Here is a 26,768-nt window from a genome sequence, read left to right as displayed (position 1 = left end):
ATTGTATTCTATAAAATAGAATTATCATATGTATACCTATGAACTATAAATAATAAAAGCCCGCAGACTTGCGAGCTTTTTTATTATTCAACCAATTATTCTGTCACGGTTTCTGCAGCTTCCGGACGCTCAACTAACTCAATATAAGCCATTGGAGCATTATCACCTGCACGGAAACCACATTTTAAAATACGGGTGTAACCACCTGCACGCTGAGAAAAACGCGGACCCAATTCATTGAATAATTTCGCAACAGTATCAACGTTACGAGTACGAGCGAATGCTAAACGACGGTTTGCAACGCTATCTTCTTTTGCTAATGTAATTAACGGTTCAACTACACGACGTAATTCTTTAGCTTTAGGTAAAGTTGTCTTGATAATTTCGTGACTAACTAAAGCACTGGCTAAATTACGGAACATCGCTTGGCGATGGCTGCTATTACGGTTTAGTTGACGACCACTCTTACGATGGCGCATGATCTTATCCTTCTAAGAAAAACCTTAATCTATGACCAAATTAGTCTTCAGCAATACTTGCTGGCGGCCAATTCTCAAGGCGCATACCAAGTGACAAACCACGTGAAGCAAGTACGTCCTTAATTTCAGTAAGCGACTTCTTACCAAGATTAGGTGTTTTTAATAACTCAACTTCTGTACGTTGTACCAAGTCACCGATATAGTGAATTGTTTCTGCTTTCAAACAGTTAGCAGAACGAACTGTCAACTCTAAATCATCTACAGGACGTAATAAAATCGGATCAAACTCCGGTTTTTCTTCCTTAATTTCAGGCTGACGAACATCACGTAAATCAACGAATGCATCAAGTTGCTCTGCTAAGATTGTTGCAGCACGACGAATTGCTTCCTCAGGGTCCAACGTACCATTTGTTTCTAAATTAATAACTAATTTATCCAAGTCCGTACGTTGCTCAACACGAGCTGCTTCAACATTATAAGAAATGCTTTCAACAGGACTATAACAAGCATCAACAAGCAAACGACCAATTGGACGCTCATCTACCTGGATGCGAGTTGAAGCGGGAATATATCCTCTTCCACGTTGAACACGAATACGCATACTAATCGAAGCATTTTCGTCAGTTAAGTGACAAATCACATGGTCTTGATTTACAATTTCAACATCCCCATCATGGGAGATATCCGCTGCAACAACAGGGCCAATTCCAGATTTATTTAGTGTCAGAATAACATCATCTTTATTCTGTACTTTAACCGCTAGACCTTTAAGGTTTAAAAGCACTTCAAGAATATCTTCCTGAACACCTTCCTTACTACTATACTCATGCAATACTCCTTCGATCTCTACTTCAGTTACAGCACAACCTGGCATTGAAGATAGAAGAATACGACGTAATGCATTACCTAGAGTATGACCAAAGCCACGCTCTAACGGTTCAAGGATCACCTTAGCGTGCGTTGAGCTAATCTGCTCAATATCTACTAAACGTGGTTTTAAAAATTCTGTAACAGAACCCTGCATTTTATCCTCTCTTTACTTTTAAGCTTCACTACTATTTAGAGTAAAGCTCAACGATCAGATGTTCGTTAATATCTGCTGATAAATCAGAACGTTCAGGAATACGTTTAAAAACACCTTCCATTTTAGCTGCATCAACTTCTAACCAAGTTGGCTTTTCTCTTTGTTCTGCTAATTCTAATGATGCTTTAATACGTGCTTGTTTTTTAGATTTTTCTCTAACAGCAATAACATCATTAACTGCAACCTGGAAAGATGGGATATTCACAACACGACCGTTTACCACAATCGCTTTATGACTTACTAACTGACGAGCCTCTGCTCGAGTTGCTGCAAACCCCATACGATAAACAACGTTATCTAATCTACCTTCCAATAACACTAATAAGTTTTCACCAGTGTTACCTTTCAAACGGTTCGCTTCTTTATAGTAATTACGGAACTGACGCTCTAGAATACCATAAATACGACGAACTTTTTGCTTTTCACGTAACTGACTACCATAGTCAGATAAACGCGGTTTACGAGCACCATGTTGACCCGGTGCTGTATCAATTTTACATTTTGAATCAATCGCACGCACACCTGACTTAAGAAATAAATCAGTGCCTTCACGACGGCTGAGCTTGAGTTTAGGGCCCAAATATCTTGCCATTTTCTTTCTCCAACTATCCTATTACGCCATTAAACACGACGTTTTTTCGGTGGACGACAACCGTTATGAGGAATCGGGGTTACATCTGTAATGTTCGTGATACGGAAGCCCGCCGCATTTAATGCACGGATTGTTGACTCACGACCTGGTCCCGGACCTTTAACCATAACTTCCAAGTTCTTTAAGCCGAATTCTTTAACAATTTCAGCACAACGTTCAGCAGCAACTTGTGCGGCAAACGGAGTAGATTTACGAGAACCACGGAAACCCGAACCACCCGCAGTTGCCCATGCTAAAGCATTGCCTTGGCGGTCGGTAATAGTAACGATTGTGTTATTGAAAGATGCGTGAATGTGAGCTACGCCATCTACAACTTGTTTTTTTACACGTTTACGTGTACGAACTGGTGTTTTAGCCATTATTTACCCCGACTATTTTTTGATCGGTTTACGAGGACCCTTGCGGGTACGCGCGTTAGTTTTAGTACGCTGACCACGTACTGGTAAACTACGACGATGGCGCAAACCACGGTAACAACCTAAGTCTAGAAGACGTTTGATGTTTAGTGTTACTTCTCGACGTAAGTCACCTTCAACAGTAAATTTACCAACTTCGTCACGCAGTTTGTCAATCTGCTCTTCAGACAACTCTCTGATCTTAACATCTTCGGCAATCCCCGCAGCAGCACAAATAGCTTTTGAACGAGTTTTACCGATACCATAAATTGCAGTTAAGGCAATTACAGTATGTTTATGATCAGGAATGTTAATGCCTGCAATACGGGCCACTATGCACTCCTATATTCTAAATTAATTGATATTCTGATCTTGAAAAGCCCGTTTTCAGGATACTCAAACAGAATATCAAGGATGTAAATGAGTTGGGCAGTATAGCTGCTCAACCGGTTCTTGGCAAGAAAAAGTTATCAATTAACCTTGACGTTGCTTATGTTTAGGGTCGCTACATAATACACGCACAACACCTTCACGTTTAACAATTTTACAGTTACGACACATTTTCTTTACGGAAGCACGAACTTTCATTGCTTATCCTTTTTATGTTAATTGGACAATTATTGTCCTAACCCCTTGAGGTTTGCTTTTTTCAATGCAGATTCATATTGAGACGACATTAAGTGACTTTGAACCTGAACAATGAAATCCATAATTACAACGACAACGATCAATAATGATGTTCCACCAAAGTAGAATTTAACATCCCAAGCCGATGTCATAATATAAGGAACCAAACAGACAAACGTTACATAAAGACCACCAATTAAAGTTAGGCGAGTCATTACTTTATCAATGTAACGTGATGTTTGTTCACCCGGTCTAATTCCTGGAATAAATGCACCAGATTTTTTTAAGTTATCTGCCGTATCACGCGGGTTATATTGCATTCCAGTGTAGAAGAAACTGAAGAAAATGATTGCAATTGCATAAACAAGCAAATATAAAGGCTGGCCAGGATTCAACAGAATTGATAAATTATTCAACCACTCAAATTTATCATTTTGACCAAACCATTGTGTCAATGTGGCAGGAAATAAGATAATGCTAGATGCAAAGATTGCCGGCATTACATTTGCCATATTAACTTTTAACGGTAAATGTGTTGAATGTCCGCCTAAAATCTGACGACCTTGCTGACGTTTAGCATACTCAATCCGAATTCGACGTTGTCCTCTTTCTACAAAAACAACAAAATAAGTTACTGCAAACACAATTGCAGCTATTAGCAAAAGAACTAATAGGTGCATTTGCCCTTGGCGAGCCTGCTCAATTGTTCCTAGAATAGCTGAAGGTAAACCTGCTACAATCCCCCCAAAAACGAGAATAGAAATACCATTACCAATTCCCCTTTCTGTAATTTGTTCACCTAACCACATCAAAAATATAGTACCAGTTACTAAACTCACTACTGAGGTAAAATAAAAACTGAATCCAACATTTGGAACCAGTCCAGGTAACATATTTGGTAAACCTGTAGAAATCGCAACGGCCTGAATAGTCGCAAAAACTACCGTGGCATAGCGAGTATACTTGGTAATTTTTCTTTGACCTGCCGCTCCTTCTTTCTTCAATTCAGCTAGAGCAGGAGAAACCGTTGCTAACAATTGAATCACGATAGATGCCGAGATGTATGGCATAATACCTAACGCAAGAATTGAGGCTCGACTTAGTGCACCACCAGAGAACATGTTAAACATATCAATGATGGTACCTTTTTGTTGTTCAACTAATTGAGCGAGTACGGCTGCATCAATACCAGGAACCGGAATAAATGAACCAATACGATAAACAATAAGTGCACCTAAAACAAAAAGTAATCTACTTCTTAGCTCACTTTTACCACTATTGGTACTTCTAGCTTGATAACCTGGTTGTTTAGCCATTTGCTAATTATTCCTCAATTGAACCGCCAGCAGCTTCAATCGCTGCTTTCGCACCTTTAGTCACACGTAAGCCGCGAATAGCCACAGCAGATTTCAACTCACCTGCCAAAATAACTTTAGCAAATTGAATATCTTTAGTTAAAACATTTGCAGCTTTTAGTGTTTCTAAAGTTACCACCCCGCCTTCTACTTTATTCAAGTCACTCAAACGAACTTCTGCTGTAACAGCAGCTTTCATTGAGGTGAAACCAAATTTTGGTAAACGACGGTACAATGGCATTTGACCACCTTCAAAACCTCGACGAACTCCGCCGCCGGTACGAGATTTTTGACCTTTATGACCACGTCCACCGGTCTTACCTAGACCAGAACCAATACCACGACCAAGGCGTTTAGAACTATGTTTTGCGCCTTCAGCCGGAGATAGAGTATTTAAACGCATCTCTTACTCCTCTACTTTAACCATGTATGAAACCTGGTTAATCATTCCACGTACTGCTGGTGTGTCAATTAACTCGACTGTGTGGTGCATATGGCGAAGACCAAGACCACGCAAGGTAGCTTTATGCTTCGGTAAACGAGCAATCGAACTACGAACTTGTGTTACTTTAATAGTTTTAGCCATCATCAATTACCCCAAAATTTCATCAACAGTCTTACCACGTTTTGCAGCAACCATTTCTGGTGATTTCATATTTGCCAATGCATCAATAGTTGCACGAACAACATTAATTGGGTTGGTAGAACCGTATGCTTTAGAAAGGACGTTACGTATACCAGTAACTTCTAATACTGCACGCATCGCACCACCAGCAATGATACCTGTACCTTCGCTAGCCGGTTGCATAAATACACGAGAACCAGTATGAACACCTTTAACTGGGTGTTGCAATGTGCCTTCACTTAAAGCTACATTAATCATATTGCGACGGGCTTTCTCCATCGCTTTTTGGATCGCTGCCGGAACTTCGCGCGCTTTACCATAACCAAAACCGACACGGCCGTTGCCATCACCAACCACAGTCAATGCGGTAAAGCTCATAATACGACCACCTTTTACAGTTTTTGATACACGGTTTACTGCGATTAGCTTCTCTTGCAGTTCACCAGCTTGTTTTTCGATGTTTGACATCTCAATTTACCCCATTAGAACTGTAGACCAGCTTCACGAGCAGCGTCCGCTAAAGTTTGGACACGTCCATGATATTTAAAACCGGAACGATCAAAAGCAACTGCCTTTATGCCTTTTGCTAATGCACGCTCTGCAACAGTTTTACCTACTACAGCAGCAGCGTCTTTGTTACCAGTATATTTTACTTGCTCACGAATTGCTTTCTCAACAGTTGAAGCAGCGGCAAGCACTTCTGAACCGTTCGATGCAATAACTTGTGCATAAATATGACGTGGAGTGCGGTGAACAACTAAACGAGTTACACCTTGCTCTTTCATCATATAGCGTGCACGAGCTGCACGACGGATACGAGCTGATTTCTTATCCATAGTGTTACCTTAATTATTTCTTCTTAGCCTCTTTGATACGTACCACTTCATCAGCGTAACGTACCCCTTTACCTTTATAAGGCTCAGGACGGCGATAAGCACGAATATCTGCTGCAACTTGACCGATTAACTGTTTGTCAGCACCTTTCAATACAATCTCTGTTTGAGAAGGGCATTCAGCAGTAATACCTGCCGGCAAAGTGTGCTCTACCGGGTGGGAATAGCCTAAACTTAATGCAACCACGTTACCTTTAAGTTGTACTCTGTAACCAACACCAACCAATACTAATTTTTTAGTGAAGCCTTCATTAACACCGATAACCATTGCATTAACTAATGCACGAGCTGTACCCGATTGAGCATTTGCTTCAACAAAACCTTCACGTGGAGCAAAAGTTAGCTGACCATTATCTTGTTTAACTTCAACTGAATTATGAATTGTGCGAGATAACTCGCCATTTTTACCTTTTACTGTTAATAACTGACCGTTAAGTTTAACCTCAACACCGGCAGGAATATTAACAGGTGCTTTTGCAACACGAGACATTTTCCTACCTCTCTATTAAGCTACATAACAGATGATCTCACCGCCTAAGCCAGCTTGACGAGCCGCGCGGTCAGTCATAACACCTTTGGATGTAGAAACAACAGCAACACCTAATCCGCCCATAACTTTTGGTAATTCGTCTTTACGTTTATAAATACGAAGACCAGGACGGCTTACACGTTGGATACTCTCTACAACCGGTTTTCCTTGGAAATATTTTAAAGTAATTTCCAACTCAGGTTTTACACCTTCTAAAACTTTAACGCTTTCGATATAACCTTCAGCAGCTAACACATTGGCAATTGCCACTTTTAGCTTGGATGAAGGCATACTGATCGCAACTTTGTTCGCAGCTTGACCGTTACGAATTCGGGTCAGCATATCTGCGATTGGATCTTGCATACTCATTGTACTTTTTCTCCGATTCCAAAATAAAGTGGTATATTACCAACTCGCTTTTTTAAGGCCTGGGATTTCACCACGCATCGCAGCTTCGCGGACCTTAATACGGCTCAAACCAAACTTACGAAGAACGCCATGCGGACGTCCTGTTTGGCGGCAACGGTTACGCTGACGAGATAGACTAGAATCACGTGGTAAAGTTTGCAACTTTAATACCGCATTCCAACGCTCCTCATCAGAGGCATTTACATCTGAAATGATTTTCTTTAACTCTACACGTTTAGCATAAAATTTTTCAGCCAATTTAACGCGTTTTACATCGCGTGCTTTCATTGATTGTTTAGCCATGATAACCTGCCTTATTTACGGAATGGGAAATTAAAGGCAGCAAGTAGTGCTTGACCTTCTTCATCATTCTTAGCAGTAGTTGTGATAGTGATATCCAAACCACGAACACGATCTACTTTATCGTAATCGATCTCTGGGAAGATGATTTGTTCACGCACACCCATGCTGTAATTACCACGACCATCAAATGATTTCGCACTCAAACCGCGGAAGTCACGAATACGTGGAACAGCAATTGTAATTAAACGTTCAAAGAACTCCCACATACGCTCTCCGCGTAGTGTCACTTTACAACCGATTGGATATCCCTGACGGATCTTAAAGCCAGCAACAGATTTACGAGCTTTAGTTACTAAAGGTTTTTGACCGCTGATTGCTGTTAAGTCCGCTACCGCGTTGTCTAGCAATTTTTTGTCGGTCAATGCTTCACCCACACCCATATTCAGGGTAATCTTTTCGATTCGTGGGACTTGCATGACAGATTTGTAGCCGAATTTATTTTTTAATTCGTTTACTACTTGATCTCTGTAGTAATCATGCAGTTTCGCCATCGCATTACTCCAGTTTGTTAGATAATTTCATTGTTAGATTTAAAGAAACGTACTTTTTTACCTTCTTCAAATCTAAAACCTACACGATCAGCTTTATTTGTTTTCGGGTTAAAAATCGCAACATTTGAAACGTCAATCGCCGCTTCTTTTTTCACCAAACCGCCGGCTTTGCCCAATGTAGGAACCGGTTTTTCATGTTTAGTGACGATATTGATACCTTCAACAAATACCTTACCGTTTGGTAACACTTTAGTTACCTTTCCACGCTTGCCTTTATCTTTACCGGCAAGCACGATTACTTCATCGTTTTGACGAATTTTTGCAGCCATTTGTCACTTCTCCTTACAGTACTTCTGGTGCCAAAGAAATGATCTTCATAAACTTCTCAGAACGAAGTTCACGCGTCACAGGTCCAAAAATACGAGTACCGATTGGTTGCTCAGTGTTATTATTTAAAATGACACAAGCATTGCCATCGAAGCGAATGACTGATCCATCTGGGCGACGAACACCCTTCTTGGTGCGCACAACAACTGCTTTTAATACATCACCTTTCTTTACTTTACCGCGAGGAATTGCTTCTTTTACAGTAATTTTGATGATGTCACCAATTGCAGCATAACGACGGTGCGATCCACCTAGAACCTTGATACACATTACGCTGCGAGCGCCTGAGTTATCAGCAACATCCAGCATAGTCTGTTCTTGGATCATATTAGTGCTCCGTTAAGTTAAAAAAACACCCTTTCGGGACGAATCCTCCTACATAAGCATAAGACAGATGTAAGAGGCTGCGGAATATAGCATAAAGGACTAGGCGAATCAATAAGATTTATAGATAAAATGTGAAAAGAACCTGAGAAAAAACAAATATTTTTATAATGCCATCTGAGGAGAATACTGTACGGTAATATCGACCAAATCCAATAAAGAAATTAATTGCACTATATTTTCTTTCGGTAAAAGTGCGGTCAAATTTCTTGCTAAAATATCTTGTTCCAATGCAAAGCAATGTCCCTTACAATCTTTAAAATAATTGGGGTATTTTGCTATTAATAATACTGCGTCTTGCCAAAGCACAACAGCATCGTTTTCCGTCACCAAAGAAAGATAACTCATTAATTCTTCTTTATCGTAATTTGCCTGAGAAAAACAATAGAGCATAAATATCCCTTAAAATGTTAGCAATTTTTCTGCTTGATTCAGCTTAGCGAGTAATAAAGTGCGATCAATTTTTTTTGCCGATACGATAAGGTCATCCTCTACAATACCGAATTTATCAAGAGTTTCCCGACAAATAAAACACTGTTCGATATTGTATAAATCCAATAACTTAAATGTGCGGACAAAATCTTTTTGTAATAATAGCTCCGGTTGTTGTCCACTCAGCAAATTAAACACGCCATCATCGATAAAAAACGCACCGATATCCTCCTCATCGCAAAATGCCGTTGCGGCTAATAAGGCATCTAACCCTTCTCGTGCAGAAGATGTTCCATGTGGAGCGGAACGAAATAAAAAAGCAATTTTCATAATGTGATGACTCTATCGGTATTTAATGTTGCAGCCATAAATTCCCCTAAACCGGTAATTACAAATCCTTCTGCCAAATTATGGTTATTTCTATTTTCCGCCGTCATTTCATTTACCACTCCGCGACGTTGCGAAGCCGCCACACATAAACATAAAGGGACACTATATTTAGCAGAGAAAACTTGCCAATATCGTTGTAAATTCACTTCGTCACCGGCAGGATAAACAAAACGATTACCGTTGCTCACCCCTTCTTGGAAAAAGAAAATTTGTTTGATGCTGTGCCCTTTTTCAATTAAGGTCTCTGCAAATTGATAAGCAAGATAAGCCCCTTGCGTACCGTAGATAGGGCTTTTTACCGCAAGTACATAGTTCATTACTATTGCTCTTGTTTGATTTGACGAATGTAAAGATAAACCGTATGGCGAGAAATATCCAAACGTTCCGCCACTAAATTGATGGCATCTTTAATATCAAAAATCCCTTTTTCATATAATGAAATCACAATTTGACGATTTTTATTATTATTTGCTACCGTGCGATCCGCATTAACTTCCTCAATAGTTTTTTCAACGGTTTGCGAAACCAAATCCTCCATAGAGTTAGCAAAATTCACAGAAGAGGTTTCTTCTACCTCAATAGCGGGCATAAAAGATTGAATAAATTTTGAAACCGGCACATCAAGATTAATATTAATACACAGCAACCCTATTATTCTTTGGTTTTTATTACGAATTGCAATGGTCACGGATTTCATCAAAATATTGCTTTTTACTCTTGTGAAATATGGTGTTGAGACACCTTCACTTTGCATATTATGCAAAGCTCGTAGAGCTAAATCCGTAATGGGAGAACCCACTTGGCGATTAGTATTATGCCCGTTAGCAATGCAAATGGCGGAATGCTCCATATCGTCTAGGGAATGCAAAACAATCTCACAATGCTCACCAATAAGTGCGCTCACACCATTCACTACCGCTTTATAAGAATTTAAAATGGTGTGATCTTCATCTGTGAAAATATATTCGTCATGTAACATGAATAAGTTCCGAATCTACGCTAAAAATAACCGCTCTTTTACGACGGGAGGATAAGAATAAAACATAACCAAAGGTTATGTTTTATTCAAATTGATAACTTATTTAGCTTTAGGATTAACATCCAATACTTCTACTTCAAAATACAGCGTTGAATTTGGCGGAATAGAAGCACCTGCGCCTTGTTTGCCATAAGCTAAATCAGGAGGAAGGACCAACTCAATTTTGCCGCCTTTTTTCACTAATTGAAGACCTTCGGTCCAGCCTTTTACAACTTGATCTAAACGAAACTCCGCCGGTTGACCACGCTCTACCGAACTGTCGAAAACTTTACCGTCCGGTAATTTCCCGGTGTAATGTACTTTCACCATATCCGTTGGCTTAATCAACTCACCTTTTCCGGCTTCGATAACACGATATAATAGACCGGATTTTGTGGTTTTCACGCCCTCTTTTTTGACAAACTCAGCACGATACTTATCTCCTTCATCTTGCGCCTTCCGAGCAATTTCTTTCATTTTCGCTTGTTCGCGCGCAACAATTTTTTGTTGAAACTGCTCTAAAGTTTGCGTCAACTCACTAATCTTTTCTTCGGTGAATTTACCTTTCAATACATCTTCTACCGCTTTATTCACTTGGGCTTCATTTAACTTAATCTCGCCTTGTTCTGCCATTAATTTTGCTTGCGTCATAGAATAGGCGGTTAAGGCATAGGATACCTCATCATTAAACTTAGCATCCGCTTTTTCATCTGCAAAAACCGTTCCGGAAACAACCGCACTAACCATTAACGCGGTGAGGGAAAATTTTTGAATTTTTAACATTTTTATTAATCCTTTATAATAGAAAAGCAACGAGTAGCTTAAATCGGATTTAAGCTATTCTCAACTTTTTTTTAAATTTAGAGATAAATTATGCAAATTCAACAAATGTTAGAAAATCGCATTGCCGAACTTGAAATGAAAGTGGCATTTCAAGAACAGTTGTTAGAGGAATTAAACCAAGCATTAGTTCAACAACAATTTGATATGGATAAAATTCAGCTACAATTACGTTATGTAGCGAATAAATTGAAAGATTTCCACTCCTCAAATATCGCAAGCCAAGCAGAAGAAACTCCGCCGCCGCATTACTGAAAAAAACGGATAATCAACAATATGATTATCCGTTTTTACTTGTGATTATTTTACAACGCTAAACGGTAAGTCCTGATAAATTTTTCCCATAATTTGTATTTGAATCTTATATTGACCAAGTGGATCCGACTCATCAAAATTCCAACATCTTACTAAATTTCTGCCCTGATCCAATGTTTCCAATGTGCTACGAATAACATTCACTTTGCCATCTTTTGAAGTTGATATTTGGGAACCTTGGGCAGTAACAGTTTGTTTCTTTGGCGCCTTTAAAGTTTCAATCGTGCTAACCATTTCAGAAAACTGACCTTGGGCAACCCAACAAAGTCGAAGAGCGGATTGACTACGCGGTAATACGGTTGTTTTGAGATCGGTAAAAGGCTCTACCGAAGTATCAAACACAGAAAGATAAATTTCCGGAGAAACCGCTTTTTGCTCTTTTTGATTATCCGCTGTTTTAGCTTCCGCCACATTGATTGCACCAAATAACATCGTTGCAATAGAAATTAAACTGAATATTTTCTTCATTTTTTCCCTTTAATTGATAAACACAAACTAAAAATTATTCACAAACTCGCTTACTCGTTTGTTCCTCCCCTTAATCGAGGCCGTTGGCAAAACCAACGTTCAAAAAACGTTGGTTTTTGTGACCGCACTTTACTGCACAATCATCGTACCAATGCAGCCCATATCGGCAAGTACAAGATTTGATGCGCCAAAAATAAACGGATAGTTATTAGAGGAAAACTGATCAAAACGAACCAAAATTTGCGTTTTACCTTTTACCCACACCGTATCTTTCCAAGCCAACTCATTGTCTTTCGGCACACCGTTCTCATCACTCTCTACAACAAACTTCGCCCCTTGAAGGGTAAACCCAACCGGTAAAGAACTGGTCAAAATCCACCGTTCAATCGAACCTTGTTTTGCCACCACGTCCACACGGCGCGGATCAAAACGTTTTTGGTTAATTAAACCGCTTGTTACATCCAAAACAAACGTTCGCTCTTGTTCCACTTTTGCATTTAACACAGATACCGCATCTGTCTCAAACTTTACGTCCATTTTTTGAGCGAAGGCGGAAAAATCACCTTGAGGGCGTAGTTCCAACACAGTATTCTCCACTAATTCGCCATCAGAAGAAAAAACCTGTTTCACTTTATCAAAAATACCCCGCTTATGTCCCGAAATAAGCGAAACATTTCCCCCCTCACTTAAATTAATTAAGATTTCCGTCCGCTCACCCGGTGCCAAAATAAAAGATTTCACCACGTTACCTTGCGGAAGAAAACCTAAATCTTTTGCAATCACCGTAATATCTTGGTCATTATCCAAACGCAACTCATAAGCCCGAGCTAAAGAGGCGTTGAGCAAACGCAATCTCACCCAACCACGTGGCACATCTAAATAAGGAGACTCCAAACCATTGACCAATAATCGATTCCCCACAAAGTGCGGTTGATTTTGTTTGAATAATTGTAACCCTTCACTATTAAATTCCATATCTTGTAAAATCAATGGAATATCATCTACCCCATATTTACGGGGGAGGACGGATTTAATACTTTGTTCATCTTCAATCAACCACATTCCCACTAAGCCACGATAGGTTTGATATGCAGAATTAGCCAATGTGGCGGAACGATACCAACAAGTCGCCGCCGGCTGTTCAATCGGTACAATCGGTGCCCAAGATTCACCTTTTTTGAGCACACGGGCCGCTCCGCCAAACAACTCACCGGAAGTCTGTAAACCTTGAATAGAAAGAGCGACATGTTGAGGTAAATTATTGTGATAATTAAGTTTTGCAAAACTGCCCGACTTAATTTTGATTGTCGGCCCTAAATAATTGCCATTAAAGCCCCATACGCTAACTTGATGTTTGCCGTCTAACTGATATCCCGTTTCTTCCATCGTCAAAATAATCGGACGACCACGGCGAACTTCAATCAACGGCGGCACCGTCAATTTTGCACGGCTTGCCGCCATTAAAGGTGCAGGTACGCAGGCAAGTGCGGTTGAAATTGCCGTGTTTTTTAAAAATTGACGGCGTGAAAATTCAGGCATTCATACTTTCCTTTTCGGTTTGTGCGATTTCAGCATCTAACTCGGCAATGCGCTTTTCCATCACATCATGACAATATGCTGCCAAATCTCGAACCGTTTCTTTACTATAATTGTGAGTATCAATAGGTTCCATCATTTCACAAATCACTTTACCGTTATCCCAACGATTTAAATCGATTTTATTATGTGTCGTAGAACAAACCACCGGAATAATAGGCACACCCGCCGCTACCGCCGCATAAAATGCGCCCGTTTTAAACGGTAATAGACCGCGCCCGCGACTACGTGTACCCTCCGGAAACATCCAAATAGAAAGATTATCCTTATTAATACGTTCTGCAAGCTGGGTCATGGTGCTATGGGCTTTCGAACGATTTTCTCTATCCAGAAAAATATTTCCCGTCACCCAATATAAAATGCCAAAAAACGGTATCCAAATCAGGCTTTTTTTCCCTACACTCACTGTACGAGGCAACACCATATAAGAAATCGTTACCATATCGTAATTATTTTGATGATTGCCAATATAAATCGCCCGTCCAAGATTTTCTTTATTTTTCGGGAAACGGTGTTCTGCCTGTAAACCGAAAAGCGGATACAAACGCCCGAACCAACGCGCCATCACCCCCACATTACTTGGATTTTTAAAGCGGATAAACGAATAAATCGTGCCAAACACACAAATTAAAATACAACAAACCACCACAATAAGGATTCGAACCAGTTTTAACATATCAATACCTACGAGAAAATTTCGCGGGAGTATAGCAAATTAGAAGGAATTTTGTGCTAATCTAGGCAAAAATTTACGGAAATTTTATGAAAAAGACTTATTTCATTTCAGATCTTCATCTGAGCGAAACCCAACCAAAATTGACCGCACTTTTCTTAGACTTTATGCACAATTTTGCCCCGGCTGCTGAGGCGGTTTATATTCTCGGCGACTTATTTGATTTTTGGATTGGCGATGACGAACAGTCGCCATTAATCGCTCAAGTAAAAAGTGCAATTAAAAATATCACGGAAAAAGGCATTGCCTGCTATTTTATCCACGGCAATCGAGATTTTCTTATCGGCCGGCGTTTTGCCAAAGAAACCGGTATGATCTTATTGCCTGATTATCAACTTATTGTTCTTTACGGTACGCCCACCCTTCTCTGCCACGGCGACACGCTTTGCATTGACGATACAAAATACCAACAATTCCGCCAAAAAGTCCATCAAAAATGGCGACAATGGTTGTTTCTACATTTACCCTTAAAAGTGCGGTTAAAAATTGCGGAGAAAATTCGAGCAACCAGTCGTAAAGACAAAGCGCAAAAACCCTATGAAATTATGGATGTTAATCACTCTTTCACTTTAGCAAAAATGCAGCAATTCAATGCTCAACGCCTGATTCACGGGCATACCCACCGCGAAGCGATTCATCAATATGAGGGTAAAAAGCGCATTGTATTAGGCGATTGGCGACCTGATTACGCCTCAATTTTAGTATCGGAAGAGAATGGGGAAATTTATTTCCTAAAATAACGCGATCAAGTGTGGAAATATTCAGATAATCTTTTCACACTTATAACTTTTTCATCTATCAAATAGCCTTTATTTCTTTCCAAAAGCTAAACTCCTCACGTACTATCAATCTGCGAGTGATTTTTATGAGAGGAGTTTTTATGTCGCAATTTTCCATTCACACTATTGAAAGCGCACCTGAAGAAGCAAAAGAGGCATTAACTGCGGTTAAAAATGCCAATGGATTTATTCCAAATTTAATCGGTGTATTAGCCAATGCCCCGACTGCCTTAGAAACCTACCGGACCGTGGGTGGGATAAACGGTAGAAACAGTCTTACCGCAACAGAGCGGGAAGTTGTACAAATTACTGCAGCAGTAGTGAACGGCTGCGGATTCTGCGTTGCCGGTCACACTAAAATTGCCTTAAAAGTATTAAAGTTAGAGGAAGAATTAGTTAATCAAATCCGTGCCACCGCACGTATCGAGAAAGATCATAAATTAGATACGCTTGTACGTTTTACCCTTGCCGTAATATTACAAAAAGCCAAACTCACACCGGCGCAACTACAAACGTTCTTTGATGCGGGATATAACCAACAAAATGCCATTGATGTGATCTTAGGTGTTAGTTTAGCGACATTGTGTAACTATGTTAATAACATTGCCGAAACGCCGATTAATCCGGAACTTCAGCCTTTTGCATGAAGATTAATTTCTTAACAACGGCAGCAGATCAGGTTGCCGTCTGTTATTCATTTTCGTTATAACTTGATATGACGATATAGAAAATAGGAACAGCGGACACTTTATTTTTTACCTGGGTTGTCGAAATCACTGCAGTTCCTTGCCTTTCATCTTTTAATTTTTTATAGCACCTCTTTACCCGTTAATAAAAGGAATCGCCATGACACAACGTGATCTTTATCCTCATGAAAGTCTACAAGATGTCATTGACAAGAGTTATGCCAAATCACAAGGCCATCTAAAAACCTTAACTATATTAAGCTTTTTAGGTGGCGGTTATGTGAGTTTCGGTTATATGGCTTATCTAAAAGTTATCAGCGGTATCCCGGCCGAATGGAGCGGACTTGCCACCTTATTAGGCGCGGCAGTGTTCCCGATTTGCTTAATTTGTATTCTTATCGGTGGCGGTGAGCTTGCGACCGGAAACATGATGATGATGGCATTAGGTCGTTTAAGTAAACGGGTAAGCTTTAAAAAACTCATGCGAAACTGGATTATCGTTAGTCTTGGCAATCTTGCCGGCGCCCTCTTTATGGCATTTTTCTTGGGTCATTACGTAGGATTAACCGAAGGAACTGCGGTCTCTAAAACAATAGCCATTGCCGAAACGAAAGTACAAATGGATTTTGCACGAGCATTTATTTCTGCCATTGCCTGTAACTGGATGGTTTGCATGGGCATTTGGTTTTATTTTGGTGCAAAACAAACATCGGGTCGGATTCTTGCCATGTGGTTTCCTGTGATGATCTTCGTCCTTATCGGCTTACAACATTTTGTCGCCAATATGTTTATTATTCCGGCGGGAATCTTTGCAGGCGCAAATGTAACATGGGGTGAATTTTTCTTAAATATGGTGCCGGTTTTTCTCGGCAATGTCACCGGTGGGGCGGCATTTGTGGGGGCATCTTATCTGTACGCTTATCGTCATTTATTGAAAGAAGATTACCAGATCTAAATTTCACAAAGTGCGGTTAAAATTAACCGCACTTTTCATTCCATCTATTAAAAACCCGATCCCGGTTGGGTTAAAAATTCGATTTCTTCAGCGCTACTTTCCCGCCCTAACACAGCATTACGATGCGGATAACGGCCGAAACGATCAATAATAACCTTATGTTTCAATTCAAAAGCAACGCTTTCTTCAGGGCCAAATTGTTCAAATAAAGGCAGAGCTTGTGCATGAATCACTTTGCTTTCGCTATGCATTAAAGGCATTAGCATAAAATGACGCTCACGCACGGTCATATTATTAAATTCGGGTTGTTTAACAGCCTCTTGTGCCAATGCAATTGCCATATTGTCTTGCGCAAATGCTAAGGGGCTATCACGATGTAAATTACGAGAAAACTGATCTAACACAATAATTTCAGCTAACCGACCATGTACCGTTTCACGCCAATGGCTTAATTCCGATTGGGCTGCCTGCAACCATAAATCATAAAACTGATCACGGATTTTGCGATCAAATTCCTCACTTTTCGCAAACCAAAACGGTTTTGTTTCCTCATTAAACCAAAAATCAAGTACGTGTTGATAAGACATTTGGACCTCCTATAAATAAAAAAACAACGACATTTTACAAGAAAATCCTTTTAGAGAGAATGCAGTAAAACAATACGCAAACGTTTTCGTTTTCCCACCTTTTCCTTTATAATAGCGTGCAATTTTCATTTCTATTCAGACTCAAAGGGAATCCTTATGTTTCAAATTTTCCGTGGCTCACCTGCCCTTTCCGAATTTCGCATCAATGGCTTAATGCAAAAATTCCAACAAAACGGGCTACCGGTACAATCCGTCTATGCCGAATACGTCCATTTTGTCGAACTCAATACGCCCCTTTCCGGCGGACAGGAAACGAAACTAAAAGCCTTGCTCCATTATGGTCCGACCTTGGCAGAACATGAAGCAAAAGGTGAAACCTTTATTGTTATTCCACGCGTCGGCACCATTTCTTCTTGGTCGTCCAAAGCGACGGATATCGCCCATAATTGTGGTTTGAAAGAAGTCGATCGAATTGAACGCGGTCTTGCCTATTACTTTGAATTTAATCAACCTTTAAATGAAAAAGCACAAGAAAAATTAGCCGCACTTTTACATGACCGCATGATGGAAACGGTAGTTCGCGATGCCAAAGACGCCAAAATTTTATTCCGTCACCAAGCGCCGAAACCGTTCACCACAGTGGATATTTTAACCGGCGGTCGCCAAGCCTTAGAAAGCGCCAATATTGAACTGGGGCTCGCTTTAGCGGAAGATGAAATTGATTATTTGGTGGAAAATTTCACCGCACTCGGACGTAATCCGAACGACATTGAACTTTATATGTTCGCCCAAGCAAATTCCGAACACTGTCGCCATAAAATCTTTAATGCGGACTGGGTGATTGACGGCGAAAAACAAGACAAATCCTTGTTCAAAATGATTAAAAATACCTTCGAGAAAACTCCGGATTTCGTGCTTTCCGCTTATAAAGATAACGCCGCTGTGATGGAAGGCTCCAAAGTGGGGCGTTTCTTTGCCGATCAAGACGGACAATATCGTTACCATAATGAAGATACGCACATTTTAATGAAAGTGGAAACCCACAATCACCCAACGGCTATCTCCCCTTTCCCCGGTGCGGCAACCGGTTCCGGCGGCGAAATTCGTGATGAAGGCGCAACCGGCCGCGGGGCAAAACCGAAAGCTGGTTTAACCGGTTTCTCCGTTTCAAACCTGGTGATTCCAAACTTTGAGCAACCTTGGGAAAACCCGCTTTCGAAGCCTAATCGCATTGCCTCCGCCCTCGATATTATGATTGAAGGCCCGTTAGGCGGCGCAGCGTTTAATAATGAATTTGGTCGCCCGGCACTATTGGGTTATTTCCGAACGTATGAGGAAAAAGTAAACAGTTTTAACGGCGAGGAAGTCCGCGGTTATCACAAACCCATTATGTTAGCAGGCGGTATCGGCAATATTCGTGCAGAGCACGTCCAAAAAGGCGAAATTCCTGTTGGGGCAAAACTGATTGTATTAGGCGGCCCGGCTATGAATATCGGCTTAGGCGGCGGTGCGGCATCTTCCATGGACAGCGGTAAATCAAAAGAAGATCTGGATTTTGCCTCCGTTCAACGGGAAAATCCGGAAATGGAACGCCGCTGCCAAGAAGTCATCGACCGTTGCTGGCAACTCGGTGAAGATAACCCAATCCTATTTATCCATGATGTGGGCGCCGGCGGTTTATCTAATGCTATGCCTGAATTGGTACACGATGGCGAGCGCGGCGGTAAATTCGATTTACGTTCTATCCTTTGTGACGAAAAAGGAATGTCTCCGCTTGAAATTTGGTGTAACGAATCACAGGAACGCTATGTTTTAGCTGTCGCACCGGAAAAATTGGATTTATTTACCGCACTTTGCGAACGCGAACGCGCACCGTTTGCGGTAATTGGCGAAGCCACAGAAGAAAAACATTTAACTTTGCATGACAGCCATTTCAATAATGATCCGATTGATTTGCCGATGAATGTGCTGCTTGGCAAAACACCTAAAATGACCCGTAACGTGCAATCAAGTGCGGTCGAAAATCCCCCTGTTTCACAAGACGGCATTGAATTAAAAGAGGCGCTTCATCGTGTCTTACGCTTACCTGTAGTAGCGGAAAAAACCTTCTTAATTACCATTGGTGACCGCTCTGTCACCGGTATGGTCGCACGCGATCAAATGGTCGGGCCGTGGCAAATTCCGGTATCCGATGTAGCGGTAACGACCGCCAGCCTTGACAGCTATCACGGCGAAGCTATGGCAATAGGGGAACGCGCGCCCGTCGCCTTATTGGATTTTGGCGCGTCAGCACGTTTGGCGGTAGCGGAATCCATCACCAACATCGCGGCAACCAATATCGGCGAGATTAAACGTATCAAACTATCCGCCAACTGGATGTCGGCAGCAGGTCACGGTGGTGAAGATGCCGGACTTTATGAAGCGGTAAAAGCCGTCGGTGAAGAGCTTTGTCCGACCCTTGGTATCACCATTCCGGTAGGCAAAGACTCTATGTCAATGAAAACGACCTGGGAAGAAAACGGCGAGAAAAAAACTGTCACCGCCCCACTTTCTTTAGTGATCAGTGCTTTTGCTCGGGTAGAAGATGTACGCAAAACCGTCACGCCGCAACTTCGTACCGATAAAGGCGCTTCCCGACTCTTGCTCATTGATTTGGGCGAAGGTAAAAATCGCCTTGGTGCGACCGCACTTGCACAGGTTTATAAACAACTGGGTGATAAACCGGCGGATGTAGAAAATATCGATGCGCTGAAACACTTCTTTGAAGCAATGCAAACCCTTGTGGCGGAACGTAAATTATTAGCTTACCACGACCGTTCCGACGGTGGGTTAATCGTCACCTTAGCGGAAATGGTATTTGCCGGAAACTGTGGTATCGAGGTGGATATTTCCGCCTTAGGCGATAATGATCTCGCCGTGTTATTTAACGAAGAACTGGGAGCCGTCATTCAAGTGGCGGAAAGCGAATTAACCGCCGTACGTGAAATTTTGAACGCACATAATTTATTACCGCTTACCCACGAACTCGGTGCTGTCACAACGGAAAATCACATTGAAATCGCTCGTGGCAATAAGAAATTACTCAGTGAAAAACGTTCTGAATTGCGTGCTGTCTGGGCGGAATTAACTCATCAAATGCAACGTTTACGGGATAATCCGGAATGTGCCGATCAAGAATTCGAGGCGAAAAAAGATCCGAACAACAACGGATTATCCGCCTTCTTAACCTATGATCCGAATGAAGATATTGCCGCACCTTATATTGCGAAAGGGGGAAAACCGAAAGTTGCCGTATTACGTGAACAAGGCGTAAACAGCCATGTAGAAATGGCGGCAGCATTTGACCGCGCAGGATTTGCTGCGGTTGATGTGCATATGAGTGATTTAATGACGGGTCGTTACAATTTAAATGATTTTAATGCCATGGTCGCTTGCGGCGGTTTCTCTTACGGTGACGTTCTCGGCGCCGGCGGTGGTTGGGCAAAATCCATTTTATTTAACCCACAATTACGTGAACAATTCAGCCAATTCTTCGCCAATGAAAACACCCTTTCTTTAGGGGTATGTAATGGTTGTCAGTTTATCTCTAATCTTGCGGAAATCATTCCGGGTGCGGAAAACTGGCCTCGTTTTGTACGAAATAAATCGGAACGTTTTGAAGCCCGTGTCGGTTTAGTAAAAATCAATGACACGCACTCCTTATGGTTCCAAGGGATGGCGGGTTCACACATGCCAATCGCCGTCTCCCATGGTGAGGGACGTGTTGAATTCAAAACAGCGGAAAATTTAACCGCACTTCAAGCACAAAATTTAATCGTTGCGCAATATATTGATAGCCACCTTAACGTAACGGAAAGCTATCCGGCAAACCCGAACGGTTCAGTATTAGGTATCACGGCGATTTCTAATGTGGACGGTCGAATTGCAGCGATGATGCCTCATCCGGAACGGGTATTCCGTGCTGTGAGCAACTCTTGGTATCCGGAAGATTGGAGCGAGGATGGCGCTTGGATGCGATTATTTAGAAATGCACGGGTACAGTTTAAATAACAAGGAACTATGGGCTTTAAAGTATTTTGTCAATCTAATTTATGCTTAAAGCCCGATACAAGCTGAATATACGACCGCAAGTGCGGTCGTTTTTCTTCGTATTTTAATCCACCATTTTCTTCAATTGATATAAATACGCCAAAGCCTGTTTTGGGCTTAGCTCGTCCGGATCAAGCTTTTCAATGGCTTCGCGAAGTGCGTCCGTTTCCTGTTCAAAAGTAAGTTCACCTTGCTGTCGATTCGCCTCTCGCAAGGCTTGAATTTGCTGATCAGCGGCATGGCCTGACATTTTTTCTAATTGCATCAACTTTTGTTTCGCCAGTTTAATGACCGATTGCGGTACACCGGCTAAAGCAGCAACCGCTAAACCGTAACTTTTACTTGCCGCTCCCTCTTGAACGGCGTGCATAAAGGCAATCGTATTATTATGTTCAAGGGCATCCAAGTGAACATTAATAATACCGGGAAATTGCTCCGGTAAAGCAGTGAGCTCAAAATAGTGGGTCGCAAATAAAGTTAGCGAGTGAATTTTTTTCGTCAGATATTCGGCGCATGCCCAAGCAAGAGAAAGCCCGTCATAAGTGGACGTTCCACGTCCGATTTCATCAATGAGCACAAGACTTTGGGCACCTGCTTGATGCAAAATATTTGCCATTTCGGTCATTTCTACCATGAAAGTCGAACGACCGGAGGCAAGATCATCCGACGCACCGATTCGGGTAAAAATACGATCAATCGGACCGATTTGTGCCCTATCTGCCGGCACAAAACTGCCGATATACGCCATTAACGTTATCAGCGCAGTTTGTCGCATATAAGTACTTTTCCCCCCCATGTTCGGACCGGTGATGATAAGCAAATGGCGGTCCCTATTTAATTCAACGGGATTGGCAATAAAAGGCTCTTTCAGCACTTGTTCCACGACTGGGTGACGACCGTTTTCAATGCTTACACAAATATCATCACAAAATGTCGGCATCACATAATTTAAGGTATCGGCACGTTCCGCCAAGTTTACCAGTACATCCAATTCCGATAAAACAAGGCTTGCCAACTGCAATGCGCCCAAGTGAGGGAGCAATAAATCAAAGAGTTCGTCGTAAAGCTGTTTTTCCAATGCCAATGCCGCACCTTTGGATTTCAATACTTTGTCTTCGTACTCTTTCAGTTCGGGAATAATGTAACGCTCAGCATTTTTTAAGGTTTGGCGGCGTACATAATGAATCGGGGCTTTGTGTGCTTGTCCTTGGCTAATTTGAATGTAATAACCGTGAACCGCATTAAAACCGATTTTCAGGGTGTCAATGCCGGTGCTTTCACGTTCGCGTTTTTCCAAATTTTCTAAATATTGGGTTGCCCCGTCAGAAAGAGTACGCCATTCGTCCAGTTCGGTATGATACCCTTCTGCAATTACGCCGCCATCACGAATCAACAGCGGCGGCATTTCAACAATTGCACGTTGTAGTAAATCGTATTGCTCGGTGAAATCGGCAACTTTCTCAAAAAGTGCGGTAATAAACGGCGGTGTTTTTTGTCGGATAATGGAACGCAGATTCGGAATTTGTTCCAAGGCGGTACGCAAACGGGTTAAATCACGCGGACGGGCCGAACGTAACGCTACCCGAGCCAAAATGCGTTCCATATCACCGATCTGCTGTAAGTAAGGTTGTAATTCGTCCACCAAATCAAAATTCAGAATCTCTGCAATGCTTTGTTGGCGTTGTTGGAGTTTTTGAATATGGCGGTTCGGCTGATGAATCCAACGTTTCAAAAGACGGCTACCCATTGGAGTCACACATTTATCCAATACGGCAACCAATGTATTATCACTACCGCCGGTAAGATTTTGCGTTAATTCTAAATTGCGTCTGGTGGCAGCATCCAACTGAATATAATCTTGATTTTGCACGACGCTAATGCTCTGAATATGAGGTAACGCAGTGCGTTGGGTTTCCTTTGCATATTGCAACAAACAACCCGCCGCACTCAGTCCAAGCGGTGATTTTTCCACCCCAAAGGCACGCAGATCCTTAGTGCCGAATTGACGATTGAGCAGGCTAATCGCCGTGCTAAGTTCAAATTCCCAGATAGGGCGACGGCGTAATCCTTTATAATGCTCAATCAATGCCATCTCACCGAAATCTTCGCAGTAAAGTAATTCTACCGGTGCTATACGTTGCAGTTCCGCTTGCAAGGTTTCTTTGCCATCAAGTTCACATAGCTGAAAGCGGCCGGACGTCATATCCAACGTCGCCAGTCCAAATTTATCTTTTTCTTGGTACAGGGCTGCAATCAAATTGTCTTGTCGTTCCGGCAACAAGGCTTCATCGCTCACCGTACCGGGCGTAACAATACGTACGATTTGGCGTTCTACCGGCCCTTTGCTCGTTGCCGGATCGCCCACTTGTTCACAAATTGCCACAGGCTCGCCCAATGCGACTAGCTTCGCTAAATACCCCTCAACGGCGTGATAGGGTACGCCTGCCATAGGGATGGGTTCGCCTGCCGATTGTCCTCTTTTGGTTAAAGATATATCTAACAATGCGGCGGCTTTTTTAGCATCGTCATAAAACAGCTCATAGAAATCCCCCATACGATAAAACAGCAAAATATCCGGATTTTCTGCTTTGAGTTTGAGATATTGTTGCATCATTGGGGTGTGTTGAGAAAAATTATCTTCTGAAATCATCGAGTTACCTGTTTTTAATAAAAAATCGACGAAAATGTCACTTTCAATGTAGGCTATTTTAGAGGTTGAGAAAGGAAAAGCCAATGACAATTACTATGGCACTGAAACTCCGAGCCAAAACAAGGAAAAGTGCGGTCATTATAACATTGGTTTTTATTTAAAATTTACTATGCTGCTTGCTTTTGCCACTCAATAAGAGAGACTCAAATTAGGTTTGTTTATCTACGGCGAATAAAACTAAAGAAAAATAAACCGCACTTTTTGGGGTCAGATCATTTTGTGCGGTTTATTTTGCCATCGTCAATATTATTGAGCGGCTTTTAATTTTTGATAATAGCCTTCATACAGCTCAATGGCATCACCAACATCAAGTTGCCATTGGCTTCTGTCAATCACATCTTGAGCGATAAATGTAGCGCGATCATCCGTCAATTCTTTCGGCAAACGTTTCAATGCATTGAGATTAGAAGTAGGATAACCGATTTGTAAGGTCAGTTTCTCTGCTACATCGGCGCTTAACAGATAATTAATCAGCTTATGTGCCCCTTCCACATTTTTAGCGGTTTTCGGAATAGCTAAATTATCAATCCAGAGCATCGTGCCTTCTTTCGGGTAAATCATGTCAATTTTAACCCCTTCGTTTTTTGCAATACGCACGGAGCCGTTCCACAATAAGCCCACTTCGGTTTCGCCCGAAATAAAGCTGTTGGACGGATTATCCGAATTAAATGCCAAGATATTCCCACGCAACTTGAGCAATTCTTGATAGGCCTCTTCCAATACTTTTGGATCTTGCGTATTCGGGTCTTTGTTCATTTTTAACAGGGCAATATTGAACAATTCTCTTGGATCATCCAACATTTGTAAGCGTCCCTTAAATTCAGCGTTCCATAGATCGCCCCAAGATTGAAACCGGGCGGGATTCTGTGTTTCCGCGTTATAGGCAATGCCGGTCGCCCCGAATAATTGGGGTAATGAATATTTGTTGCCCTTATCAAAAGGTTTATCCAGCATATTCGGATCTAATTCTTTGATGACGGGCAGTTTTTCGTGATTTAATTCTTTCAGCATATTTTCCCGTATCATTTTGGATACAAAATAGCTGGTTGGCGCAATCACATCATAACCGCCGTTTTCGCCTTGCGTTTTCAGTTTGGCGTACATAGTTTCGTTTGATTCCAAACTGGACACAATGACTTTAATACCGGTTTCCTTGGTAAAGTTATCCAGTAACCCCTCCGGCACATATTCACTCCAAGTATAGAGATAAACCGTATTGTCATTCGCGGTTGCAATATTGTGAGTGCCTAATAAAAATACACTTGAAGTAAAAAGTGCGGTCCATTTTTTCATAATTTTTTATTCTCCTGGTAACAGAAAATAAAACCAGATCTTCGTAAAATAAGATCGCCACACTCAAAGAGGGAAGAACCTTAGTATTTGAGGCTCAGTGATTGTAGGACAAAAGGTCAAATTTGCAACATCTTTTTAACATTTTTCCCATATCGGGGTTGGAGCGATATATGATGAGTTTTTAAACGCAGAAAAACCAACGGCGATCAATTCGGCTTTTCAAAAAATTGCGTGATGTTTTTCATGACATCTTCCCTTAAACTGTCCCGTTCAAATAAAATCTCATGTTTTGCCTGACGAACCAATTCACAACTTGCGTTGGGGAAAAGTGCGGTTAGTTTTTGCAGAGTTTTGTTGTCCACGATTTTTTCTTTCTCCGATTGCAAAATCAGCACCGGAATTTCAATGCGGGGAAGGATAGTAGGAAGACGTTTTATGGCATTGAGGCATAAATGCAGCCAGCGAAAAGTCGGGCCGCCAAGGTGAAGGGCTGGATATTTTCGATTGATTCGATTCATCCATTTCATGCGGGTTTTACAAAAGCTTAATTCATTACGTTCAAGGTGAGCCGGTTTGTAAGCCCCTTTGCCAAACACATAACGCGCGCCTTGCCCCAGTAAATTCATTGCGGCAATGATCAATTCATCCCGCATCGGATGTTTTAACGGTACGCCGAAAAAAGGCGAAGACAACACGGCTTTTTCAATATGATGATCGCAATTCGCCAAATAATAAGCAGCAATCAGCGAACCAAGAGAATGCGACACCAAATGTTGGGTTTGATAGTCAAAAAGTGCGGTGGTTTTTTCGATCACTTTTTGCATATCCGCTACATAAAAACGAAATTCGTCTAAATGCCCTTTTTCCGGATCGTTTAAAAGCCGTTCGGAATAGCCCTGCCCGCGATGATCAAACAACAGCACATCATAGCCCTGATGATAAAAGTCATAGGTAAGCTCCGACCATTTCATCATATTTTCCGCCCGTCCGTTCACCAAAATCATCAATTTTTTGACCGCACTTTCCTTGTGAACAAAATGACGGTAGGCAATACGAATATTTCCTTTTCCAATAAGATATTGAGTCGGAGTGCCTTCGAAAAAAGGCAATAATTCCACCAAAGCAAATTGGCAAAAACGGGGTTCTCGAATCATAAGGATTTATAAAATAAAGGGCGTACACAACGCCCTGTTGGTAGGTAAAAA

34 protein-coding genes are annotated in these 26,768 nt (G+C 41.5%); 5 read left to right on the top strand and 29 right to left on the bottom strand.

Translation table 11 applies throughout. The features are described 5' to 3' along the window. Nucleotides 1-95: 95 nt before the first annotated feature. From rplQ to BKL51_RS02725, 22 genes are all read right to left on the bottom strand, one after another. A complete protein-coding gene (gene rplQ / locus BKL51_RS02830) occupies nt 96-479 on the bottom strand; it encodes a 50S ribosomal protein L17 (RefSeq protein WP_077465231.1) in 384 nt (127 codons plus the stop codon). Nucleotides 480-519: 40 nt separating this feature from the next. Beyond that, a complete protein-coding gene (gene rpoA / locus BKL51_RS02825) occupies nt 520-1,503 on the bottom strand; it encodes a DNA-directed RNA polymerase subunit alpha (RefSeq protein ID WP_077465230.1) in 984 nt (327 codons plus the stop codon). A 31-nt stretch (nt 1,504-1,534) separates the two neighbouring features. After that, a complete protein-coding gene (gene rpsD, locus BKL51_RS02820) occupies nt 1,535-2,155 on the bottom strand; it encodes a 30S ribosomal protein S4 (RefSeq protein ID WP_077465229.1) in 621 nt (206 codons plus the stop codon). A 29-nt stretch (nt 2,156-2,184) separates the two neighbouring features. After that, a complete protein-coding gene (gene rpsK, locus BKL51_RS02815) occupies nt 2,185-2,574 on the bottom strand; it encodes a 30S ribosomal protein S11 (protein ID WP_077415376.1) in 390 nt (129 codons plus the stop codon). 12 nt (nt 2,575-2,586) lie between these two features. Further along, on the bottom strand, nt 2,587-2,943 hold the full coding sequence (rpsM, locus tag BKL51_RS02810; RefSeq protein WP_059366018.1) for a 30S ribosomal protein S13: 357 nt from the start codon (nt 2,941-2,943) through the stop codon (nt 2,587-2,589). Between the two features lie 141 nt (nt 2,944-3,084). Then, nucleotides 3,085-3,198: a 50S ribosomal protein L36 gene (gene rpmJ / locus BKL51_RS02805; RefSeq protein WP_005625868.1), complete on the bottom strand. Its 114-nt coding sequence runs from the start codon at nt 3,196-3,198 to the stop codon at nt 3,085-3,087. A 29-nt stretch (nt 3,199-3,227) separates the two neighbouring features. Next, nucleotides 3,228-4,553, bottom strand: a complete 1,326-nt coding sequence (secY, locus tag BKL51_RS02800) for a preprotein translocase subunit SecY (RefSeq protein WP_077465228.1) — start codon at nt 4,551-4,553, stop codon at nt 3,228-3,230. Nucleotides 4,554-4,560: 7 nt separating this feature from the next. Next, nucleotides 4,561-4,995, bottom strand: coding sequence for a 50S ribosomal protein L15 (rplO, locus tag BKL51_RS02795; RefSeq protein WP_077465227.1), 435 nt, complete (start codon nt 4,993-4,995; stop codon nt 4,561-4,563). A gap of 3 nt (nt 4,996-4,998) precedes the next feature. After that, nucleotides 4,999-5,178 (bottom strand): 50S ribosomal protein L30, encoded by a 180-nt coding sequence (gene rpmD / locus BKL51_RS02790; RefSeq protein ID WP_005543631.1) that lies wholly within the window; start codon nt 5,176-5,178, stop codon nt 4,999-5,001. Between the two features lie 6 nt (nt 5,179-5,184). Continuing rightward, on the bottom strand, nt 5,185-5,685 hold the full coding sequence (rpsE, locus tag BKL51_RS02785; RefSeq protein ID WP_077465226.1) for a 30S ribosomal protein S5: 501 nt from the start codon (nt 5,683-5,685) through the stop codon (nt 5,185-5,187). Nucleotides 5,686-5,699: 14 nt separating this feature from the next. Further along, a complete protein-coding gene (gene rplR / locus BKL51_RS02780; protein ID WP_077465225.1) occupies nt 5,700-6,053 on the bottom strand; it encodes a 50S ribosomal protein L18 in 354 nt (117 codons plus the stop codon). Nucleotides 6,054-6,066: 13 nt separating this feature from the next. Continuing rightward, entirely contained in the window at nt 6,067-6,600 is a 534-nt protein-coding gene (rplF, locus tag BKL51_RS02775; protein ID WP_077465224.1) for a 50S ribosomal protein L6, read from the bottom strand. A gap of 15 nt (nt 6,601-6,615) precedes the next feature. Continuing rightward, a complete protein-coding gene (gene rpsH, locus BKL51_RS02770; RefSeq protein WP_018356925.1) occupies nt 6,616-7,008 on the bottom strand; it encodes a 30S ribosomal protein S8 in 393 nt (130 codons plus the stop codon). A gap of 36 nt (nt 7,009-7,044) precedes the next feature. Then, entirely contained in the window at nt 7,045-7,350 is a 306-nt protein-coding gene (gene rpsN, locus BKL51_RS02765; protein ID WP_077465223.1) for a 30S ribosomal protein S14, read from the bottom strand. Nucleotides 7,351-7,361: 11 nt separating this feature from the next. Continuing rightward, on the bottom strand, nt 7,362-7,901 hold the full coding sequence (gene rplE, locus BKL51_RS02760; protein ID WP_018356926.1) for a 50S ribosomal protein L5: 540 nt from the start codon (nt 7,899-7,901) through the stop codon (nt 7,362-7,364). Nucleotides 7,902-7,918: 17 nt separating this feature from the next. Then, nucleotides 7,919-8,230 carry a 50S ribosomal protein L24 gene (gene rplX, locus BKL51_RS02755; protein WP_077465222.1) on the bottom strand — a complete coding sequence of 104 codons (312 nt, stop codon included), beginning with the start codon at nt 8,228-8,230 and terminating at the stop codon, nt 7,919-7,921. Nucleotides 8,231-8,243: 13 nt separating this feature from the next. Then, nucleotides 8,244-8,615 (bottom strand): 50S ribosomal protein L14, encoded by a 372-nt coding sequence (gene rplN / locus BKL51_RS02750; RefSeq protein WP_005548786.1) that lies wholly within the window; start codon nt 8,613-8,615, stop codon nt 8,244-8,246. Between the two features lie 162 nt (nt 8,616-8,777). After that, complete coding sequence (locus BKL51_RS02745) at nt 8,778-9,065, bottom strand: DsrH/TusB family sulfur relay protein (RefSeq protein ID WP_077465221.1); 288 nt, start codon at nt 9,063-9,065, stop codon at nt 8,778-8,780. Between the two features lie 9 nt (nt 9,066-9,074). Further along, nucleotides 9,075-9,434 (bottom strand): sulfurtransferase complex subunit TusC, encoded by a 360-nt coding sequence (tusC, locus tag BKL51_RS02740; protein ID WP_077465220.1) that lies wholly within the window; start codon nt 9,432-9,434, stop codon nt 9,075-9,077. Beyond that, nucleotides 9,431-9,811, bottom strand: coding sequence for a sulfurtransferase complex subunit TusD (gene tusD / locus BKL51_RS02735; protein WP_077465219.1), 381 nt, complete (start codon nt 9,809-9,811; stop codon nt 9,431-9,433). The genes tusC and tusD overlap by 4 nt, the downstream gene beginning before the upstream one ends. Nucleotides 9,812-9,813: 2 nt before the next feature. After that, nucleotides 9,814-10,473 (bottom strand): transcriptional regulator, encoded by a 660-nt coding sequence (locus BKL51_RS02730; protein WP_077465218.1) that lies wholly within the window; start codon nt 10,471-10,473, stop codon nt 9,814-9,816. A 99-nt stretch (nt 10,474-10,572) separates the two neighbouring features. After that, the gene (locus BKL51_RS02725; protein ID WP_077465217.1) at nt 10,573-11,295 is read right to left on the bottom strand and encodes an FKBP-type peptidyl-prolyl cis-trans isomerase; all 723 of its coding nucleotides are present in this window, start codon (nt 11,293-11,295) and stop codon (nt 10,573-10,575) included. A 90-nt stretch (nt 11,296-11,385) separates the two neighbouring features. Here BKL51_RS02725 and BKL51_RS02720 point away from each other — a divergent pair, with 90 nt between their 5' ends. Beyond that, a complete protein-coding gene (locus tag BKL51_RS02720) occupies nt 11,386-11,607 on the top strand; it encodes a SlyX family protein (RefSeq protein ID WP_077465216.1) in 222 nt (73 codons plus the stop codon). 45 nt (nt 11,608-11,652) lie between these two features. Here the strand turns inward: BKL51_RS02720 and BKL51_RS02715 are convergent, their stop codons facing one another. From BKL51_RS02715 to BKL51_RS02705, 3 genes are all read right to left on the bottom strand, one after another. Then, nucleotides 11,653-12,135 (bottom strand): hypothetical protein, encoded by a 483-nt coding sequence (locus tag BKL51_RS02715; RefSeq protein WP_077465215.1) that lies wholly within the window; start codon nt 12,133-12,135, stop codon nt 11,653-11,655. A 129-nt stretch (nt 12,136-12,264) separates the two neighbouring features. Next, nucleotides 12,265-13,674 carry a multicopper oxidase domain-containing protein gene (locus BKL51_RS02710; RefSeq protein ID WP_077465214.1) on the bottom strand — a complete coding sequence of 470 codons (1,410 nt, stop codon included), beginning with the start codon at nt 13,672-13,674 and terminating at the stop codon, nt 12,265-12,267. Beyond that, on the bottom strand, nt 13,667-14,407 hold the full coding sequence (locus BKL51_RS02705) for a 1-acylglycerol-3-phosphate O-acyltransferase (RefSeq protein ID WP_077465213.1): 741 nt from the start codon (nt 14,405-14,407) through the stop codon (nt 13,667-13,669). Before BKL51_RS02705 ends, BKL51_RS02710 begins: the two co-directional genes overlap by 8 nt. Before the next feature lie 86 nt (nt 14,408-14,493). Here BKL51_RS02705 and lpxH point away from each other — a divergent pair, with 86 nt between their 5' ends. From lpxH to BKL51_RS02690, 3 genes are all read left to right on the top strand, one after another. Further along, a complete protein-coding gene (gene lpxH, locus BKL51_RS02700) occupies nt 14,494-15,204 on the top strand; it encodes a UDP-2,3-diacylglucosamine diphosphatase (RefSeq protein ID WP_077465212.1) in 711 nt (236 codons plus the stop codon). A gap of 140 nt (nt 15,205-15,344) precedes the next feature. Continuing rightward, nucleotides 15,345-15,890, top strand: coding sequence for a carboxymuconolactone decarboxylase family protein (locus BKL51_RS02695; RefSeq protein WP_077465211.1), 546 nt, complete (start codon nt 15,345-15,347; stop codon nt 15,888-15,890). A gap of 199 nt (nt 15,891-16,089) precedes the next feature. Then, entirely contained in the window at nt 16,090-16,884 is a 795-nt protein-coding gene (locus tag BKL51_RS02690) for a formate/nitrite transporter family protein (protein ID WP_077465210.1), read from the top strand. A gap of 47 nt (nt 16,885-16,931) precedes the next feature. Here the strand turns inward: BKL51_RS02690 and BKL51_RS02685 are convergent, their stop codons facing one another. Beyond that, nucleotides 16,932-17,471, bottom strand: coding sequence for a DUF924 family protein (locus BKL51_RS02685; protein ID WP_077465209.1), 540 nt, complete (start codon nt 17,469-17,471; stop codon nt 16,932-16,934). 156 nt (nt 17,472-17,627) lie between these two features. On the opposite strand from BKL51_RS02685, the gene purL reads away from it, so the two are divergent. Next, nucleotides 17,628-21,521, top strand: a complete 3,894-nt coding sequence (gene purL / locus BKL51_RS02680; RefSeq protein WP_077465208.1) for a phosphoribosylformylglycinamidine synthase — start codon at nt 17,628-17,630, stop codon at nt 21,519-21,521. A 103-nt stretch (nt 21,522-21,624) separates the two neighbouring features. Here the strand turns inward: purL and mutS are convergent, their stop codons facing one another. From mutS to BKL51_RS02665, 3 genes are all read right to left on the bottom strand, one after another. Next, a complete protein-coding gene (gene mutS / locus BKL51_RS02675) occupies nt 21,625-24,210 on the bottom strand; it encodes a DNA mismatch repair protein MutS (RefSeq protein ID WP_077465207.1) in 2,586 nt (861 codons plus the stop codon). Between the two features lie 306 nt (nt 24,211-24,516). Then, complete coding sequence (locus tag BKL51_RS02670) at nt 24,517-25,563, bottom strand: extracellular solute-binding protein (protein WP_077465206.1); 1,047 nt, start codon at nt 25,561-25,563, stop codon at nt 24,517-24,519. A gap of 206 nt (nt 25,564-25,769) precedes the next feature. After that, complete coding sequence (locus tag BKL51_RS02665) at nt 25,770-26,717, bottom strand: alpha/beta fold hydrolase (protein WP_077465205.1); 948 nt, start codon at nt 26,715-26,717, stop codon at nt 25,770-25,772. Nucleotides 26,718-26,768 lie beyond the last annotated feature (51 nt).

The organism is Rodentibacter sp. Ppn85, from assembly GCF_001999335.1.
In the GTDB taxonomy this organism is placed as follows: domain Bacteria; phylum Pseudomonadota; class Gammaproteobacteria; order Enterobacterales; family Pasteurellaceae; genus Rodentibacter.
This window is presented reverse-complemented; position numbering and strand designations above follow the sequence as displayed.

Bases quoted from the DNA above. Each gene is read 5' to 3' on its own strand.
- rplQ (WP_077465231.1), bottom strand. From the start codon at position 479: ATGCGCCATCGTAAGAGTGGTCGTCAACTAAACCGTAATAGCAGCCAT.
- rpoA (WP_077465230.1), bottom strand. From the start codon at position 1,503: ATGCAGGGTTCTGTTACAGAATTTTTAAAACCACGTTTAGTAGATATT.
- rpsD (WP_077465229.1), bottom strand. From the start codon at position 2,155: ATGGCAAGATATTTGGGCCCTAAACTCAAGCTCAGCCGTCGTGAAGGC.
- rpsK (WP_077415376.1), bottom strand. From the start codon at position 2,574: ATGGCTAAAACACCAGTTCGTACACGTAAACGTGTAAAAAAACAAGTT.
- rpmJ (WP_005625868.1), bottom strand. From the start codon at position 3,198: ATGAAAGTTCGTGCTTCCGTAAAGAAAATGTGTCGTAACTGTAAAATT.
- secY (WP_077465228.1), bottom strand. From the start codon at position 4,553: ATGGCTAAACAACCAGGTTATCAAGCTAGAAGTACCAATAGTGGTAAA.
- rplO (WP_077465227.1), bottom strand. From the start codon at position 4,995: ATGCGTTTAAATACTCTATCTCCGGCTGAAGGCGCAAAACATAGTTCT.
- rpmD (WP_005543631.1), bottom strand. From the start codon at position 5,178: ATGGCTAAAACTATTAAAGTAACACAAGTTCGTAGTTCGATTGCTCGT.
- rpsE (WP_077465226.1), bottom strand. From the start codon at position 5,685: ATGTCAAACATCGAAAAACAAGCTGGTGAACTGCAAGAGAAGCTAATC.
- rplR (WP_077465225.1), bottom strand. From the start codon at position 6,053: ATGGATAAGAAATCAGCTCGTATCCGTCGTGCAGCTCGTGCACGCTAT.
- rplF (WP_077465224.1), bottom strand. From the start codon at position 6,600: ATGTCTCGTGTTGCAAAAGCACCTGTTAATATTCCTGCCGGTGTTGAG.
- rpsH (WP_018356925.1), bottom strand. From the start codon at position 7,008: ATGAGTATGCAAGATCCAATCGCAGATATGCTGACCCGAATTCGTAAC.
- rpsN (WP_077465223.1), bottom strand. From the start codon at position 7,350: ATGGCTAAACAATCAATGAAAGCACGCGATGTAAAACGCGTTAAATTG.
- rplE (WP_018356926.1), bottom strand. From the start codon at position 7,901: ATGGCGAAACTGCATGATTACTACAGAGATCAAGTAGTAAACGAATTA.
- rplX (WP_077465222.1), bottom strand. From the start codon at position 8,230: ATGGCTGCAAAAATTCGTCAAAACGATGAAGTAATCGTGCTTGCCGGT.
- rplN (WP_005548786.1), bottom strand. From the start codon at position 8,615: ATGATCCAAGAACAGACTATGCTGGATGTTGCTGATAACTCAGGCGCT.
- BKL51_RS02745 (WP_077465221.1), bottom strand. From the start codon at position 9,065: ATGCTCTATTGTTTTTCTCAGGCAAATTACGATAAAGAAGAATTAATG.
- tusC (WP_077465220.1), bottom strand. From the start codon at position 9,434: ATGAAAATTGCTTTTTTATTTCGTTCCGCTCCACATGGAACATCTTCT.
- tusD (WP_077465219.1), bottom strand. From the start codon at position 9,811: ATGAACTATGTACTTGCGGTAAAAAGCCCTATCTACGGTACGCAAGGG.
- BKL51_RS02730 (WP_077465218.1), bottom strand. From the start codon at position 10,473: ATGTTACATGACGAATATATTTTCACAGATGAAGATCACACCATTTTA.
- BKL51_RS02725 (WP_077465217.1), bottom strand. From the start codon at position 11,295: ATGTTAAAAATTCAAAAATTTTCCCTCACCGCGTTAATGGTTAGTGCG.
- BKL51_RS02720 (WP_077465216.1), top strand. From the start codon at position 11,386: ATGCAAATTCAACAAATGTTAGAAAATCGCATTGCCGAACTTGAAATG.
- BKL51_RS02715 (WP_077465215.1), bottom strand. From the start codon at position 12,135: ATGAAGAAAATATTCAGTTTAATTTCTATTGCAACGATGTTATTTGGT.
- BKL51_RS02710 (WP_077465214.1), bottom strand. From the start codon at position 13,674: ATGCCTGAATTTTCACGCCGTCAATTTTTAAAAAACACGGCAATTTCA.
- BKL51_RS02705 (WP_077465213.1), bottom strand. From the start codon at position 14,407: ATGTTAAAACTGGTTCGAATCCTTATTGTGGTGGTTTGTTGTATTTTA.
- lpxH (WP_077465212.1), top strand. From the start codon at position 14,494: ATGAAAAAGACTTATTTCATTTCAGATCTTCATCTGAGCGAAACCCAA.
- BKL51_RS02695 (WP_077465211.1), top strand. From the start codon at position 15,345: ATGTCGCAATTTTCCATTCACACTATTGAAAGCGCACCTGAAGAAGCA.
- BKL51_RS02690 (WP_077465210.1), top strand. From the start codon at position 16,090: ATGACACAACGTGATCTTTATCCTCATGAAAGTCTACAAGATGTCATT.
- BKL51_RS02685 (WP_077465209.1), bottom strand. From the start codon at position 17,471: ATGTCTTATCAACACGTACTTGATTTTTGGTTTAATGAGGAAACAAAA.
- purL (WP_077465208.1), top strand. From the start codon at position 17,628: ATGTTTCAAATTTTCCGTGGCTCACCTGCCCTTTCCGAATTTCGCATC.
- mutS (WP_077465207.1), bottom strand. From the start codon at position 24,210: ATGATTTCAGAAGATAATTTTTCTCAACACACCCCAATGATGCAACAA.
- BKL51_RS02670 (WP_077465206.1), bottom strand. From the start codon at position 25,563: ATGAAAAAATGGACCGCACTTTTTACTTCAAGTGTATTTTTATTAGGC.
- BKL51_RS02665 (WP_077465205.1), bottom strand. From the start codon at position 26,717: ATGATTCGAGAACCCCGTTTTTGCCAATTTGCTTTGGTGGAATTATTG.